This is a genomic window from Paeniroseomonas aquatica, from assembly GCF_030409335.1.
Lineage (GTDB): Bacteria > Pseudomonadota > Alphaproteobacteria > Acetobacterales > Acetobacteraceae > Belnapia > Belnapia aquatica.
This window is the reverse complement of the sequence record NZ_JAUFPN010000182.1, coordinates 41,470-57,090: the sequence shown is the minus strand read 5'-3', so window position 1 is coordinate 57,090 and position 15,621 is coordinate 41,470. Positions and strand designations below refer to the sequence as shown.

Here is a 15,621-nt window from a genome sequence, read left to right as displayed (position 1 = left end):
TTCCTGTAAACGGGAATCGCGCGCCCGCCCTTCGCCCCCACCCTTCGCCCCCGCCCTGGCGCATGCCAGACTTCGGCAAAATCACCGGAGGAAACCCATGCCCGACGGCGCCCAACAGGCCGCGGCCACGGCCAGCGTCCACACCACCGACGTGCTGGTGCTCGGCGCCGGCTCCGCCGGCTGCGTCATCGCCGCCCGGCTGTCGGAGGACAGCAGCACCCAGGTCGCCCTCATCGAGGCCGGGCCCGCCGCCTGGCGCGACCCCTGGATCCGCATCCCCGCCGGCTTCGCCCGGCTCTATGCCTCCGGCAGGTACGACTGGCGCTACCACACCGAGGCCGAGCCCGGCCTCGACGGGCGCAGCATCCACTGGCCGCGCGGCAAGGTGGTCGGCGGCTCGGGCGCGGTGAACGGGCTGGTCTTCCTGCGGGGGTCACCGCGCGACTACGACCGCTGGGCGCAGTCCGGCGCCCGCGGCTGGGCCTATGACGACGTGCTGCCCTATTTCAAGCGGATGGAGACCTGGTCGGGCGAGCCCTCGGAGGAGCGCGGCACCGACGGGCCGATCCATGCCTCCGAGGCCCGCCATTCCTCCCCCGGCGCCCAGGCCTTCGTCGCGGCGGCGCTGGCCATGGGCCAGCAACGGGTGAAGGACTTCAACGGCGCCTGGCACGAGGGCGCCGGGCCGATGCAGATGAACGTCAAGGGCGGCTTCCGCAGCCATTCCGGCGACATGTTCCTCAAGCCCGCGCGCGGCCGGGCGAACCTCCGCATCATGCCGGAGCGCACCATCCAGCGCCTGCTCTTCGACGGCAACCGCTGCACCGGCGCCCTGGTCCGCGGCCCGGCGGGCCTCGAGCGCTGGGAAGCCCGCCGCCAGGTGGTGCTTTCGGCCGGGGCCATCGGCACGCCGCAGATCCTGATGCTGTCCGGCATCGGCGACGGCGCGCAGCTGGCCGAGCACGGGATCGAGACCCGCCTCCACAGCCCCGGCGTCGGCCAGAACCTGCAGGATCATTTCCTCCAGCGCATGCGCTACCGGGTGAAGCCCTGCGGCACGGTGAATGAGCTGGTCCGCGGCCCCTTCGGCAAGCTGCGCATGGCCGCCCGCTACGCCTTCGACCGCCGCGGCCCGATGTCCATCGGCGCGGCGGAGGCCAACCTCTTCGCCCGCGTCCTGCCCGGCGCCGAGGAGCCGGACATGCAGTACCTGTTCGTCAATTTCACCGTCACCACCTACGAGGATGGCCCGGACCCCTGGCCCGGCTTCATGTTCAGCGCCTGCCAGTGCCGCCCCGACAGCCGCGGCACCATCTCCCTCCGCAGCGCCGACCCGGACGACAAGCCGGTGATCCGCGCCAATTACCTGGAGGCCGCGCACGACCAGCGGCTGATGGTCGAGGGCGTGAAATATGCCCGCCGCCTGGCGCAGCAGGGCCCGCTGGCGGCGCTGATCGAGGAAGAACTCACCCCCGGCCCGCAGGCCCATACGGACGAGGAGATCCTTGCCCATATCCGCCGCGACGGCGGCACCGTCTACCACCCCTGCGGCACCGCCCGGATGGGCGACGACGCCATGGCGCCGGTCGACCCGCGCCTGCGGCTGAAGGGGATCGAGGGGCTGATGGTGGCGGATGCCAGCGTCATGCCGCTGGTGCCCTCCTCCAACATCCAGCCGGCGGCGCTGATGATCGGCGAGCGGGCGGCGGCCTTCCTGCGGGCGGGGTGACGGCGACAGATAGGACGATATTCTTTACATCCGGCCCCCCCGGCTGCTATGCCTGCGGCATCGCGGCCGCAGGCGGGCGAGGCGGGCCGGGTCCCCGCCCTCAACCGCTCAATTCTAAAATTTCCGGCATTTTTATCAATGAAATCAGACGCGTAGGCCCCACCATTTGAGAGGAATTGAGCGGAATTGAGCCGAATTGAGTGGAATTGAGCCACCCCAGCGCGCCCTTGCCGCCACCCCCGCGCCCCCGCAAACTCCGGCCAACACCAACGGGGAGACAACCGAGATGCTGGGCCTGATGCAGGACCGACCGCTGCTAATCTCCAGCCTCCTGGATCACGCCGCCCGCAACCACGCCGGCTCCAGGATCGTCTCCGCCCGCCCCGACGGCAGCCTGGTGCGCCACAGCTGGCCCGAGATCGCCGCCCGCGCCGCCCAGCTCGCCCATGCCTTGGCGGCGCGCGGCGTGCAACGCGGCGAGCGCATCGCGACCCTCGCCTGGAACGAGCACCACCACCTGGAAGCCTACTACGGCATCTCCGCCATGGGCGCGGTGCTGCACACCGTGAATCCGCGCCTCTTCCCCGGCCAGATCGCCTTCATCCTGGCGGACGCCGAGGACACCCACCTGCTGGTCGACCCGACCCTGCTGGCCGGCGCCGCGGCCCTGGCGGACCAGCTGCCGCCCAGCCTCCGCGCCATCATCGTCATGGGCAGCGAGGCCGATATCCCCGCCGACTGCCCGCTGCGCGGCCGCTTCGAGCTGCTGGCCCAGGAAAGCCTCATCGCCGGCCAGCCCACGCAGTTCGACTGGCCGGAGCTGGACGAGCGCAGCGCCTCCTCGCTCTGCTACACCTCCGGCACCACCGGCGAGCCGAAGGGCGTGCTCTACAGCCACCGCAGCACCGTCATCCACGCCATCAGCACCTTGCAGAAGGACTGCTTCGCGATCGGCGCCGCCGATGTGGTGATGCCGGTCGTGCCGATGTTCCATGTGAATGCCTGGGGCATCCCCTACTCGGCCGCCGCCGCCGGGGCCTCGCTCGTCCTGCCCGGCGCGAAGCTCGACCCCGCCAGCCTCCACCGGCTGATCGAGGAGGAGGGCGTCACCTTCTCCGCCGGGGTGCCGACCATCTGGACCGCGCTGCTGAACTGGCTGCGGGCCGAGCCCGGCCGCCGCTTCGCCGCCCCGCCGCGGCTGGTGGTCGGCGGCACCGCCCTGCCGACCGCGATCAATGCCGGCTTCCTCAAGGAATACGGCGTCTCCATCCTGCATGCCTGGGGCATGACCGAGATCAGCCCGCTCGGCACCACCAATGCCCGCAAGCCGGAGAACGCGGGCTGGGACGAGGACCGCTTCCTCGATTACGCCCGCAAGCAGGGCCGCCCGCTGTTCGGGGTGGAACTCCGCATCCGCGACGGCGCCGGGGCGGAGATCCCCCACGACGGCACCGCCTTCGGCGAGCTGGAAGTCCGCGGCCCCTGGGCGGCCGCGGCCTATTTCAACCGCCCCGGCGATGCCGCCTTCACCGCGGACGGCTGGTTCCGCACCGGCGACGTCGTCACCATGGACGAGCTCGGCTGCATCGAGATCGTCGACCGCGCCAAGGATGTCATCAAATCGGGGGGCGAGTGGATCAGCTCCATCACCCTCGAGAACCTGATCATGGGCCACCCCGCGGTGCAGGAGGCGGCGGTCATCGCCATGGCCCATCCGAAGTGGGACGAGCGCCCCCTGCTGCTGGTCCAGCCGAAGCCCGGCATGGCGCCGACCGCCGAGGAGATCCTCGCCTACTACGAGGGCAAGGTGGCCAAGTGGTGGATCCCCGATGCGGTGGAGTTCGTCGAGAGCCTGCCGCATACCGCGACCGGCAAGCTGTGGAAGGCCGACCTCAAGACCCGCTACAAGGGCCGCGTCGCCGGCTGATGTTCCGCTTCGACCACATCCACCTCCGCGCCGCCGACCCCGGCGCGATGGCGGCGTTCTTCACCCGGCTGTTCGGCGCCGAGGCGACGCCGGAGGGCCGGCCCGGCCGCCATATCCTGCGCCTCGACGGCCAGCTGCTGCTGATCGCCCCGTCCAACCCGGATTTCCCGGCCGCGCCCGGCCCGGCCTTCCCGCATCTCGGCCTCGAGCACATCGGCCTCGGCGTCGAGGACCTGGACGCCGCCTGCGCCGCGCTGCGGGCCAAGGGGGCGGAGATCACGGTCGGGCCGATGCAGGCCGGGCCCGGCTTCCGCCTCGCCTTCGTGCGGGGCCCGGAGGGGGTGATGGTCGAATTGCTCGAACGAAGGCCGCAGCACGATCCTTGCTAGGCCCGGCCGCCTAACCAGGGAGCCTCGCCTTGCACCTTCGCACCGGAACCACCTTCAGACGCCTGGCCCTCGCCGCCAGCCTGATCGTCCCACTCACCGCCCAAGCCCAGGCCCCCAAGGTCCTGCGCGTCGCGATGACCGCCTCGGACGTGCCGACCACCACCGGCATGCCGAACAACGGCTCCGAGGGCATGCGCTTCCTCGGCTTCCCCGTCTTCGAGCCGCTGGTGAACTGGGACCTCTCGCGCGCCGACCGGCCGGCGGATATCATGCCCGGCCTCGCCACCGCCTGGACCCAGGACCCGGCCGACGGCAGGAAATGGCGCTTCGACCTGCGCCAAGGGGTGAAATTCCACGACGGCTCGGACTTCGGCGCCGATAGCGTCATCTGGAACTTCGACCGCTTCTACAAGAACGACAGTCCGCAATTCGATGCCGCCGGCGCCGCGCTGGCCCGCGGCCGGGTCTCGATCCTGACCGGGTATCGGAAGATCGACGCCCATACCGTCGAGCTCGAGACCGCCCGGCCGATCTCCTACCTGCCCTACCTGCTGACCTGGATCCTCTTCACCTCGCCGCAGTCCTGGGAGAGCAACGGCCGGGACTGGTCCAAGGTGGCGACCGCCGGCGCCGCCGGCACCGGGCCCTTCCGCATCACCCGCTTCGTGCCGCGGCAATCCGCCGAGATCTCGCGCAATGACAACTACTGGGACCCGAACCGCCGCGCCAAGCTCGACCGCATCCTGCTGCTGCCGATGCCGGAGGCGAATACGCGGCTTGCCGCCCTGCGCTCCGGCCAGGTGGACTGGATCGAGGTGCCGCCGCCGGACGGGCTGCCGAGCCTGCGCGCCGGCGGCTTCCAGGTGGTGACCAACAGCTATCCGCATGTCTGGCCCTGGGTCTTCGCCGCCGGCCGCGCCTCCAGCCCGACCTCCGACGTCCGGGTGCGCCAGGCGCTGAACTACTGCTTCGACCGCGACGGCATGGTCACGCTGCTGAACGGCACGGCGGAGCCCTCGGTCGGCTTCTACAAGCCGAACGACCCGCTGTTCGGCAGCCCGCAGAACCGCTACCGGCTGGATGCGGCCAAGGGCCGCGCCCTGCTGGCCGAGGCCGGCTATGCCGCGCAGCGGCCGCTGAAGCTGACCATCGGCATCTCCACCAGCGGCTCCGGCCAGATGCTGCCGCTGCCGATGAACGAGTACCTCCAGCAATCGCTGAAGGAGAATTGCGGCGTCGACATCGCCTTCCAGGTGGTCGAGTGGAACACCCTGCTGGCCGGGCTCCGGGCCACGCCGGATGCGCCGCAATGGCTCGGCGCCGATGCGCTGAACATCAGCCTGGTTTCCTCCGATGCCTCGCAGATGGCGCGCTGGTTCCTCTCCTCCAATGCGACGCCGGTCGGCTCCAACGCCGGGCATTGGCGGGACGCGGCCTTCGATGCCGCCTTCGCCGCGGTCGAGACCAGCACCGACCCGACGGCCATCGCCGCGGCGCTGACACGGGCGCATGAGCGGCTGGTCGATGGCGCGCCCTGGCTCTACATCGTGCACGACCTCAATCCCCGCGCGATGACCCGGCGGGTGCGCGGCTTCGTCTCGGCGCAGTCCTGGTACCAGGACCTGACGCGGGTCGATCTGCAATAGGGCAGGGGCACGCCTTCACCATGATCGGCGTGGCATGATGCGCCGATCATGGTCCGGCCGGCCGCTCCGATGACCGCGGCATTGCTGCCGGGGCTGCTGTATTTCCTGGCGGTATTCGCCGTGGCCTTCGCCATGGGGGTTGCCCGGGTGCTGGTCGTGGCACCCCGCATCGGGCCGACGGCCGCGGTCCTGCTGGAAGTGCCCATGATCCTCGTGGTGAGCTGGGCCGTCGCCCGCCGGATCCTGCGCCATCGTGTCCTCACGCTCCCGCAGCGCGCCACGATGGGCGCGACCGCCTTCGCCCTGACGATGGCCAGCGAAATAGCGCTGGCCGGGGTGCTGCGCGGCCAAGGCGTCATGGACTGGGCGGCGGCCACGGCCACCCCGCTGGGGTTAGTCGGGCTGGCCGGGCAGGTCGCTTTCGCCGCGCTGCCGATGGTCCTGGGGCGGAGGGCGACCCCGCCGACAGCCTGACACACGGCTGTCCTGCCCGCCGATGAAGCCCCGAGGCTGCGATGGGCCACGCCCTGAGCCGCTGCTGCGGCCGCAGGCAGCCTTGCGCAAGCTTTGTGCAGGCAATCCCCGCCACTGCATCGGCAAGGGGACGTGCCAGCTTGCACGCTGCTTGCATCGCGGCGGCGCCACCGAGACAGGGGACGGACACGCCGATGAACCGCACCGGATTATTCAGGGGCCTCGCCATGGCCGCCCTGCTGGCCCTGGCGCCACCCGCCCTGGCGCAGCAGAAAACGCTCCGCATCGCCATGACCGCGGCCGACGTGCCGACCACCACGGGCATGCCGAACAACGGCTTCGAGGGCATGCGCTTCCTCGGCTACCCCAGCTTCGAGGGGCTGGTGCTCTGGGACCTCAGCCGCGCCGACCAGCCGGCGGCGCTTCGCCCGGGCCTGGCGGAAAGCTGGTCGCAGGACCCGGCCGATCCGAAGACCTGGATCTTCCGGCTGCGCGAAGGCGTCAAATTCCACGACGGCACGCCCTTCAGCGCCGACAGCGTGATCTGGAACCTCGACCGCTTCTTCAAGACCGACAGCCCGCAGTTCGAGCCGGCCGGCAGCGGCATCACCCGCTCGCGCATCCCGATCATGGCGAGCTACCGCAAGATCGACGACCGGACGGTGGCGATGACCACCACCCGCGTCGCCAGCTACTTCCCCTACATGGCGGTCTATATCCTGTTCATCAGCCCGAACAGCTTCGAGCAGGGCGGCCGCGACTGGTCCAGGGTGGCGATGCTCCCCCCCGCCGGCACCGGGCCGTTCCGCCTCTCGCGCTTCACCGCGCGGGTCTCGGCCGAGCTCACGAAGAACGAGGGCTACTGGGACCCGGCGCGGGTGCCGAAGCTCGACCGCGTGCTGCTGCTGCCGATCCCGGAGGCGAACAGCCGGCTCGCCGCGCTGCGCTCGGGCCAGGTGGACTGGATCGAGGTGCCGCCGCCGGATGCCATCCCCTCGCTGCGCCAGGCGAACTTCAACGTGGTGACCAACAGCTACCCGCATGTCTGGCCCTGGTTCTTCCAGATGGGCGGCGCCGCCACGCCCTTCCGCGACCCCCGGGTGCGGCAGGCGCTGAACTACTGCGTCGACCGCGCCGGGCTGGTGCAATTGCTGAACGGCACGGCGGAGCCCTCGGTCGGCTGGCTGAAGCCCTCCGACCCGCATTTCGGCAGTCCGCAGAACCGCTACGGCTTCGACCCCGCGAAGGGGAAGGCGCTGCTGGCCGAGGCCGGCTTCACCGCGCAGCGCCCGCTGTCCTTCAAGGTGCTGATCTCGGCCAGCGGCTCCGGCCAGATGCTGCCGCTGCCGATGAACGAGTACATGCAGCAGAACCTGAAGGAGGCCTGCGGCGTCAACGTCGCCTTCGAGGTGACGGAGTGGAACACCCTGCTGACCGCGATGCGCAGCGGGCCGGATGCCGGCATCCTGAACGGCGCGGCCTCGGTGAACCCCTCCTCGCCCTCCTCCGATCCGGCGGTGGCGGCGCGCTACTTCCTGCAGGCCTTCGTGCCGCCCAACGGCTTCAACTGGGGCCAGTGGAACGACCCGGAATTCGAGGCCGCCTTCGGCGCGCTCGAGAACGCGACGACGCCGGCCGCCTACGACGCCGCCTATGCCCGCGCGCATGAGCGGCTGGTGGACAACCCGCCCTGGCTCTTCATCGTGCACGACCTCAATCCGCGCGCCATGTCGTGCCGGGTGCGCGGCTTCGTCTCGGCGCAGTCCTGGTTCCAGGACCTGGTGACGGTGGACCTGCAGTAGCCGCTCATGGATCATGGCGGCGGAGAGGGAGCCGCCGCCATGATCGTCGACCTGCGCATCTACACCACCCTGCCGAACCGGATGGCCGAGTTCGTCGCGCTCTACGAGGAGCAGGGCTGGCCGCTGCAGCTGAAGCACCTCGGCCACTGCGTCGGCTGGTACACCACGTTGGAGGGCGCGCTGAACACCGTGGTCCACATGTGGGGCTATGCCGACCAGGGCGACCGCGAGCGGCGCCGCGCCGCCATGGCCGCCGACCCCGCCTGGGCCGCCTACCTCAAGGCCGCGGCGCAGCAGGGGGCGCTGGTGAAGATGCAGAACCGCATCATCCGCCCGACCGGCTTCTTCGAGGCCTACCGGGCCGGCACGGCATGATCGGCGCGCTCGCCGCCCTGCTCGCCTGCCAGCTGGCCGGCGAGGTCGTGGCGCGGGCGCTGCACCTGCCGGTGCCGGGCCCGGTGATCGGCATGGTGCTGCTGTTCCTGGCGCTGCTGCTGCGCGGGCGGGAGGCGCCGCCGGCGCTGGATGCGACGGCGGATGGGCTGCTCGGCAGCCTCGGGCTGCTCTTCGTGCCGGCCGGGGTCGGGGTGGTGCTCTACCTGCCGCTGCTGGCGCGGGACTGGGCGCCGCTGTCGCTGGCGGTGGTGGTCGGCACCCTCTCGGCCATCGCCTTCACCGGGCGGCTGGCGCAATGGCTGCTGCGGCGGCTCGGATGAGCGACCCGCGATGAGCGAACTGGGCGAGATCTGGGTCTATTTGGCGCGGGAGCCGCTGGCGGCGCTGACCGCGACCCTGCTCGCCTGGCTCGGCGCGCTGCGGCTGCAGCGGGCCTGCGGGCGGCATGCGCTGGCCAATCCGGTGCTGTTCGCGGTGGCGCTGCTGGCGGCCGGGCTGCTGCTGACGGGCATCGACTACCGCAGCTACTTCGAGGGTGCGCAATTCGTGCATTTCCTGCTCGGCCCGGCGACCGTGGCGCTGGCGGTGCCGCTCTACCGGCAATGGGCGGTGGTGCGGCGGGCGGCGGGGGTGGCGGCGGTCTCGGTCATCGCCGGCGGGGTCTTCGCGGCCGGGGTCGGCGTCGCCATCGCCCTGGCGCTGCGGGCGGCGCCGGAGGTGGTCGCCTCGCTGGCGCCGCGCTCGGTCACCACCCCGGTCGCCATGGGCATCGCCGAGCGGATCGGCGGGCTGCCGTCGCTGACCGCGGCGCTGGTGATCTGCAGCGGCATCACCGGGGCGGCGCTCGGGCCGCTGGTGCTGGACTGGGCGCGGGTGCGGGACATGCGGGCGCGGGGGCTGGCGATCGGCACCGCGGCGCATGGCATCGGCACCGCCCGGGCGCTGTCGGTCAGCGCCGCGGCGGGGGCCTTCAGCGGGCTGGCGATGGGGCTGAACGCCCTGGCCACGGCGCTGCTGCTGCCGCTGCTCTGGCGGCTGGCCTTCGGCTAGCCGGCCGCCCGCTCGATTCGCATTCGTTTCGACATGTCGTGACGCTCCGCGAGGGTTAATTTGCATGCCGGGGCTTGCCAAAATTCGCCAATCCGATGCATGTGCAGGCTTGTCCACAGCTTTTTGGTGAACTCGACGCGCCAGAACTTGTGGTCCACCCACGCGATATCCTACCGTATCTAGTAGGCGCTACATCTGGTGGGCCGTTGATCGGGAGAACCACATGGACTGGACGGCAGAGGCTATCGACCAGCTCCGTGCGTTTTGGGCAGAGGGTCATTCGACGGCCGAGATCGGCCGCCGCATGGGCATCTCGAAGAACGCCGTTGTCGGCAAGGCGCACCGGCTGAACCTCGACGCGAGGCCCAGTCCCATCCGCCGCGATGCCGAGGCCGCCAGCCGGCCCGCCCAGGTCCAGCCGCGCCGCACCCCCGCCGCCCCGGGCACGCCGCGCGAGGCCGCCGCCACCATCCGCCGGCCGGAGAAGCCGGCCGGCCAGCCCGCCACCGCCGTGGTCCGCGCCTTCCCCCGCGCCTCCCTGCGGAATTGCTGCTGGCCGCTGGGCGAGCCGGGCACCGCGGACTTCCGCTTCTGCGTGGCCGAGGCGCTGGGCGGCAAGCCCTATTGCCAGGAGCATGCGGCGGTCGCCTACGTGAAGGCCCGCGACCGGCGCGAAGACGCCGCCTGACCGCAGCGGCGCTCACCACCATGGGTTGCCCCCGGCCGGCGCCGGGGCGATCCTGTCGGGATGGTTAGATTGCTCGCCAGCCGATGAAGGGTTGGCTCGCCGGCGTCGCGCTGCAGGTGGCGGCGCTCGCGGTCTTCGTCTGCATGGACACGCTGCTGAAGCTGCTCACGGCCTACTACGCCGTGCCGCAGCTCATGTGGGCGCGCTTCGTCTTCAGCCTGCTGGCCGTGGCCCTGCTGTTCCGGCTGACCATGGGGCGGCTGCCCTGGCGGTCCCGGGCGCCCTGGCTGCAGGCCTGGCGCAGCCTGATGCTGGCCGGCGCCAACCTGATGTTCTCCACCGCCCTGCCGCACCTGCCGCTGACCGATGCGACGGCGATCGGCTTCGCCTCGCCGCTGTTCACCGTGGCCCTGGCCGCGACTTGGCTGCGGGAGCGGGTGGGCTGGCGGCGCTGGCTGGGGGTCTGCGTCGGTCTGGCCGGGGTGCTGGTGGCGATCCGGCCGCCCTTCCTGACCGGCGGGGCGCCGATGCACTGGGCGGTGCTGCTGCCGCTCGGCACCGCGGCGATGTTCGCGGTCTACCAGATCCTGACCCGCAAGCTGGCGGCGATCGACGACCCGCGCACCACCATCCTGCACACCGGCTTCGCCGGGGCGGTGGTGACGACGCTGGTGCAGCCCCTGGTCTGGACCTGGCCGGGGACGCTGGACTGGGGGCTGCTGGTGCTGCTCGGCCTGCTGGGCGCGCTGGGGCACGGGCTGCTGGTGCTGGCCTATGCGCGGGCGCCGGTCAGCCTGCTCGCGCCGCTGTCCTATACCCAGCTGGTCTGGGCAACCCTGGCGGGCGTGCTGGTCTTCGGCGACTGGCCGGATGGCTGGACCCTGGCCGGCGCGGCGGTCATCGCCACCGGCGGAATTCTGGTTGCGCTGCCGGAAAAGGCGCGCGGATCACCGGCCTCCTAGGCAACCGGAGGAGGTCGCCCACGCTTGCGTCCTCGGCAGCATTGGTCTAGCGCAGGGCCTACGCCGGAGGAGAGCCGCGTCATTTCCCACGCAAGGCTGCAGCAGCCCCCAAGCAAGCAGGTCGATCGGCTGGCGCATCCACGGGCTGCGCTGGATGTGGAGTCCGTGCGCGATGCCTATCGCCGCTGGGCCGGTGTCTATGACGGCGTCTTCGGCGGCGTCTCCGGCGCCGGGCGCAAGCGTGCGGTCGCGATGGCGAACAAGCTGCCCGGCACCCGCGTGCTGGAAGTCGGCGTCGGCACCGGCCTCGCCCTGCCGCTGTACCATCCGCAGAAGCGCGTGGTCGGCATCGACCTGTCGCGCGACATGTTGAGGCACGCCCGCGAGCGGGTGGAGAGCCGCGGCCTGCGCAACGTCGTCGGCCTGGTCGAGATGGACGCCGAGGCCATGGCCTTCGAGGACGATAGCTTCGACATCGCGGTGGCGATGTTCACCGCGACGGTGGTGCCCGATGCCAGGCGGCTCTACCGCGAGATGCGCCGGGTGGTGCGGCCGGGCGGCGAGCTGCTTTTCGTCAATCACTTCGCCGCCGAGGGCGGCCTGCGCTGGTGGGCCGAGCGCACGCTGGCGCCGCTGTCCCGCGTGCTCGGCTGGCATCCGGATTTCGCCCTGACGGATCTGCTCGATGATCCGCGGCAGGCGGTCGAGATCACCGAATGCCCGCCCTTCGGCCTGTTCACTTTGGTGCGGGTGCCGAACCTGGCCCTGGCCTAGGCTAGGGCGAAGCCCGGCCGGGCCGGCGGCAGCCGAGCCGCGGCTGGGCCCCGCCGCCGCCGCGGCGGATGAGCAGCACCGGCCGCAGCCCCGCCGCGCAGAGCCCGGCGAGCGCCCCGCCCGAACCGGCACCGGCCGGCAGCGTCAGGGCGACCGGCCCGGGCCCGCCCGCCGCCCAGGCCGTTCCCAGCCGCGCCAGCACCACCCGCCGGTGATAGGCGCCGCCACGCTCCGCCTCCGCCGAGTGGTACTGCGCGATGGCCTCGGCCCAATTGCCCGTGCGGGCGCGCAATTCCTTCAGGAAGCGGATGGCGTAGCGGATGTTGGCGGCCGGGTTGAAGCCCTCGGCCGGGCTGGCGAAGGCATCCGGGTGGTGCAGCAGGTTCACCTGCATGCAGCCGACGTCGACCGAGCGGCGGCCGCTGGCGAGGAAGCCCTCCACCCGGGCGATGGCGGCCTCCCGGCTGGGCTCGGCCTGGCCTTCGCCCCCGGCGTTCCAGCTCCAGGGCCAGGGCTCGATCCGGCCGCTGCGGCCCTCGGCCCGGCCGGTCTCGACCAGGGCGATGGCCAGCAGCAGGCCGGGTGGCAGGCCGGAGGCGGGCTCCGCCGCCGCGATGGCGCGGCGGCAGGCGCCCCAGGCGGCATCCCGGGCCGGGTCTGCGGCCGGCTGCGCCGCCGCGGGGGCGGCCAGCAGCAGCGCCGCCAGGGCGCCGATGGCCCGCCAGGGGAGGGCCGCCCGGGACGTCGCCGCCCCCTGGCGCGGGATCAAGCCGGGTTCCGCCATGCCAGGGGTGTAGCGGCCCGGCCGCGGCGGGGCTGCATCACGTCTCCGCCGCCTAGCCCGTCAGCAGCCCCCAGAACAGCTTCAGGTTCAGCACCACGATCAGCACCGTGCTGGCCCAGCCCAGCACCAGCTGCCAGCCCGGGGCGGTATGCTCGCCCAGCCGCCCGCGGTCGGAGGCAAAGAGCATCAGCGGCACCACGGCGAAGGGCAGCTGCAGGCAGAGCACCACCTGCGACAGGATCAGCAGCTGGGCGGTGCCGCTGGTGCCGTAGTACCAGGTGACGATCACCGCCGGGACGATGGCGACCAGCCGGGTGACCAGCCGGCGCAGCACCGGCGGCAGCCGGAGGCCGAGGAAGCCCTCCATCACCACCTGCCCGGCGAGCGTCGCCGTCACCGTCGCGTTCAGGCCGCAGGCCAGCAGCGCCACGGCGAAGAGGGTGGCGGCGGCGGCGGTGCCGACCATGGGGGTGAGGAGCTCGTAGGCCTCCTGGATCTCCGCCACCTCGGTGCGGCCGCCGGCATGGAAGACGGCGGCGGCGGTGATGAGGATGGCGGAGTTGATGAACAGCGCCAGGGTCAGCGCCAGGCTGCTGTCGATGGTGGCGAAGCGGATCGCCTCCCGCTTGGCCGGGGCGCCGGGGCCATAGGCGCGGGACTGCACCACGGCGGTGTGCAGGTAGAGGTTATGCGGCATGACCGTGGCGCCGAGGATGCCGATGGCGATGTAGAGCTGGGTCTCGTCGGTCAGGATGGAGGGGTTCGGGATGTAGCCGTTCAGCACCGCCGCCCAGTCCGGCTGGGCCCAGGCGAGCTGCACCGCGAAGCAGCCGAAGACCAGGAAGATCAGCCCGGCGACCAGGGCCTCGAGCCAGCGCACCCCGCGGTGCTGCAGCCAGAGGATCAGCAGCGCATCGGCCGCGGTCAGCAGCACCCCGATGATGAGCGGGATGCCGAAGAGCAATTGCAGGGCGATGGCGGTGCCGATCAGCTCGGCCAGGTCGGTGGCGCAGATCGCCACCTCGGCCAGGGCCCAGAGCACGAGGTTGACCGGGCGGGGGAAGCGGTCGCGGCAGAGCTGGGCCAGGTCGCGGCCCGAGGCGATGCCGATCCGGGTGCAGAGCGCCTGCAGCAGCATGGCCATAAGCGAGGAGACCAGGGCGACGCTGAGCAGCGTGTAGCCGAAGGCCGATCCGCCCGCGAGGGCGGTCGCCCAGTTGCCGGGGTCCATGTAGCCGACCGCGATGAGGTAGCCCGGGCCGATGAAGGCCGAGAGCCGGCGCAGCCAGCCGCCGGCATTCGGGATCCGGACGCTGCCGTGCATCTCGGCCAGGCTGAGATCGCTGGGGTTGGGGGCGGATGCCGGCGCCGGATCCCGGCGGCTCAGCATCGGGGCGTCCGGGAAGGGACGGGTGAACAGGTCTTCAACTGTTCAGAGGTTCCTTGTTTTTCAGTGGGTTATACTGGTATCGAGTTGCGCCCGGGAGGCTTTCCTGTCAAGGGCATCGGGCTGAAGGCGAGGGTGCATGCGCGGACGGATCCGGATCGGCGACGACCAGGTGGTTGAATTGGCGGAAATGTTCCGCCTGATGAGCGACCCGACGCGGCTGAAGATCATCCTGGCCTGCCTCGATGCCGCCGCGGCGGTCGGGGAAATGGCGGAACGGCTGGGGATCTCGGCCTCCCTGGTCTCGCACCACCTGCGGCTGCTGCGGGCGGCCCGGCTGCTCCAGGCCGACCGCCGCGGCCGACAGGTCTTCTACGCGGTGCAGGACGAGCACGTCCGGTCCATGCTGTCCGACATGGTCGACCACGTGGCCGAGGTGGATGCCGAGGCCGAGGCCGCCGGCTGAGCCCGACCACCGCCGGGCGGATTTTCAGACCCGGACTTGCGTATCCCGGGGTTGGGCTCACTTGTGCGGTGTGGTGCAGCGCGACTATGGTCCGGCCGCGCCTCCGGACCCCCGGCATCCGGGGAGGGGGCGCGTCATTCGGCCAGTCGGGGCGGCCATACGGGCCGGCGGGACAGGCATCAGGCGGCGCGCGCATGGCGCGCGGACGGGGCACGGGATGCGGCGTTTGATCGGGCGTTCACTCAAGATTTCAGCTCCGGTGCTGACCGGGCTGCTCGGCATGGCGGCGCTGTGCCTGGCCTTCTGGGCCGGGCCGGCGGCGGCGGAAGACGTGGTCGGCGCGCCGCATGCCTGGGGCATGGGCCTGCAGGAGGCCTTCGGGCCGGTGAAGGAGGCGATCCACGACTTCAACAACCTGGTGTTGTGGATCATCATCATCATCTCCGTCTTCGTGACGGCGCTGCTGGCCTATTGCGTCTGGCGCTACCGCGAATCGGCCAATCCGACGCCGTCGCGCACCAGCCACCACACCATGCTGGAAGTGGCCTGGACGGTGCTGCCGGTGCTGATCCTGCTGATCATCGCCATCCCCTCCTTCCGCCTCATCTACTATGAGGACCGGGCCCGGGACGCGGACATCACCATCAACGTCCAGGGCCGGCAGTGGTACTGGCACTATGCCTATCCCGACAGCGGCGAGCTGGCCTTCGACAGCCGGCCGATCCCGACCGAGGACCTCAAGCCGGGCGACCTGCGGAACCTGACCGTGGACGAGCCTCTGGTCATTCCGGTGGGCGCCAATGTCCGTGTGCTGACCACCGGCCAGGACGTGATCCACAGCTTCTTCGTCCCCTCGCTCGGCGTGCAGAAGTACACCATCCCCGGCCGGACGCTGGAGACCTGGTTCCGCGCCGACCACGAGGGCACCTTCTACGGCCAGTGCAACCAGATCTGCGGGACCAACCATTGGTTCATGCCGATCGTGGTGAAGGCCATCCCGCAGGCCCAGTTCCAGGCCTGGTTGGACGAGGCCAAGAAGAAATACGCCACGAACGAGACCGCCCCTCCGGCGGCGATCGCCGCCCAGCCGGCGGCCGTGGCCACCACGCAGCTTGCCGAGGCCGGCCGGTAATCCCGGCGGCATCGG

Annotated in this window: 17 protein-coding genes; 14 read left to right on the top strand and 3 right to left on the bottom strand. The window is 71.4% G+C overall.

Annotated elements, in window-relative coordinates:
• The first annotated feature begins 97 nt into the window (after nt 1-97).
• From QWZ14_RS20550 to QWZ14_RS20510, 9 genes are all read left to right on the top strand, one after another.
• Nucleotides 98-1,729, top strand: coding sequence for a GMC family oxidoreductase (locus tag QWZ14_RS20550; protein ID WP_290318726.1), 1,632 nt, complete (start codon nt 98-100; stop codon nt 1,727-1,729).
• A gap of 286 nt (nt 1,730-2,015) precedes the next feature.
• The gene (locus tag QWZ14_RS20545) at nt 2,016-3,656 is read left to right on the top strand and encodes a long-chain fatty acid--CoA ligase (protein ID WP_290318725.1); all 1,641 of its coding nucleotides are present in this window, start codon (nt 2,016-2,018) and stop codon (nt 3,654-3,656) included.
• Nucleotides 3,656-4,045 carry a VOC family protein gene (locus QWZ14_RS20540; RefSeq protein WP_290318724.1) on the top strand — a complete coding sequence of 130 codons (390 nt, stop codon included), beginning with the start codon at nt 3,656-3,658 and terminating at the stop codon, nt 4,043-4,045. The genes QWZ14_RS20545 and QWZ14_RS20540 overlap by 1 nt, the downstream gene beginning before the upstream one ends.
• A gap of 29 nt (nt 4,046-4,074) precedes the next feature.
• Nucleotides 4,075-5,691, top strand: a complete 1,617-nt coding sequence (locus QWZ14_RS20535; protein ID WP_290318723.1) for an ABC transporter substrate-binding protein — start codon at nt 4,075-4,077, stop codon at nt 5,689-5,691.
• A gap of 48 nt (nt 5,692-5,739) precedes the next feature.
• Nucleotides 5,740-6,165, top strand: a complete 426-nt coding sequence (locus QWZ14_RS20530; protein ID WP_290318722.1) for a hypothetical protein — start codon at nt 5,740-5,742, stop codon at nt 6,163-6,165.
• A gap of 227 nt (nt 6,166-6,392) precedes the next feature.
• Nucleotides 6,393-7,967: an ABC transporter substrate-binding protein gene (locus QWZ14_RS20525; RefSeq protein ID WP_290318721.1), complete on the top strand. Its 1,575-nt coding sequence runs from the start codon at nt 6,393-6,395 to the stop codon at nt 7,965-7,967.
• Nucleotides 7,968-8,006: 39 nt separating this feature from the next.
• A complete protein-coding gene (locus QWZ14_RS20520; RefSeq protein ID WP_290318720.1) occupies nt 8,007-8,342 on the top strand; it encodes an NIPSNAP family protein in 336 nt (111 codons plus the stop codon).
• Nucleotides 8,339-8,683: a CidA/LrgA family protein gene (locus QWZ14_RS20515; protein ID WP_290318719.1), complete on the top strand. Its 345-nt coding sequence runs from the start codon at nt 8,339-8,341 to the stop codon at nt 8,681-8,683. Before QWZ14_RS20520 ends, QWZ14_RS20515 begins: the two co-directional genes overlap by 4 nt.
• Before the next feature lie 10 nt (nt 8,684-8,693).
• A complete protein-coding gene (locus QWZ14_RS20510; protein WP_290318718.1) occupies nt 8,694-9,413 on the top strand; it encodes an LrgB family protein in 720 nt (239 codons plus the stop codon).
• Here the strand turns inward: QWZ14_RS20510 and QWZ14_RS20505 are convergent.
• Complete coding sequence (locus QWZ14_RS20505; protein ID WP_290318717.1) at nt 9,410-9,571, bottom strand: hypothetical protein; 162 nt, start codon at nt 9,569-9,571, stop codon at nt 9,410-9,412. The two genes, QWZ14_RS20510 and QWZ14_RS20505, sit on opposite strands and share 4 nt — an antisense overlap.
• 65 nt (nt 9,572-9,636) lie before the next feature.
• Between QWZ14_RS20505 and QWZ14_RS20500 the strand changes: the two genes are divergently transcribed.
• The 3 genes from QWZ14_RS20500 (at nt 9,637) to QWZ14_RS20490 (ending at nt 11,837) form a co-directional block, all read left to right on the top strand.
• Nucleotides 9,637-10,101, top strand: a complete 465-nt coding sequence (locus tag QWZ14_RS20500; RefSeq protein WP_290318716.1) for a GcrA family cell cycle regulator — start codon at nt 9,637-9,639, stop codon at nt 10,099-10,101.
• 83 nt (nt 10,102-10,184) lie between these two features.
• Entirely contained in the window at nt 10,185-11,063 is an 879-nt protein-coding gene (locus QWZ14_RS20495) for a DMT family transporter (RefSeq protein ID WP_290318715.1), read from the top strand.
• An 81-nt stretch (nt 11,064-11,144) separates the two neighbouring features.
• Nucleotides 11,145-11,837 (top strand): class I SAM-dependent methyltransferase, encoded by a 693-nt coding sequence (locus QWZ14_RS20490; RefSeq protein WP_290318791.1) that lies wholly within the window; start codon nt 11,145-11,147, stop codon nt 11,835-11,837.
• A 1-nt stretch (nt 11,838) separates the two neighbouring features.
• Here QWZ14_RS20490 and QWZ14_RS20485 read toward each other — a convergent pair whose 3' ends face one another.
• Together QWZ14_RS20485 and QWZ14_RS20480 are read right to left on the bottom strand one after the other, a co-directional pair.
• The gene (locus tag QWZ14_RS20485) at nt 11,839-12,606 is read right to left on the bottom strand and encodes a transglycosylase SLT domain-containing protein (protein ID WP_290318714.1); all 768 of its coding nucleotides are present in this window, start codon (nt 12,604-12,606) and stop codon (nt 11,839-11,841) included.
• 67 nt (nt 12,607-12,673) lie between these two features.
• Nucleotides 12,674-14,011 (bottom strand): Nramp family divalent metal transporter, encoded by a 1,338-nt coding sequence (locus tag QWZ14_RS20480; RefSeq protein WP_290318713.1) that lies wholly within the window; start codon nt 14,009-14,011, stop codon nt 12,674-12,676.
• A 136-nt stretch (nt 14,012-14,147) separates the two neighbouring features.
• On the opposite strand from QWZ14_RS20480, the gene QWZ14_RS20475 reads away from it, so the two are divergent.
• Both QWZ14_RS20475 and coxB read left to right on the top strand, forming a co-directional pair.
• Entirely contained in the window at nt 14,148-14,474 is a 327-nt protein-coding gene (locus QWZ14_RS20475) for an ArsR/SmtB family transcription factor (protein ID WP_290318712.1), read from the top strand.
• Nucleotides 14,475-14,691: 217 nt separating this feature from the next.
• Nucleotides 14,692-15,606 (top strand): cytochrome c oxidase subunit II, encoded by a 915-nt coding sequence (coxB, locus tag QWZ14_RS20470; RefSeq protein WP_290318710.1) that lies wholly within the window; start codon nt 14,692-14,694, stop codon nt 15,604-15,606.
• Nucleotides 15,607-15,621: the final 15 nt, after the last annotated feature.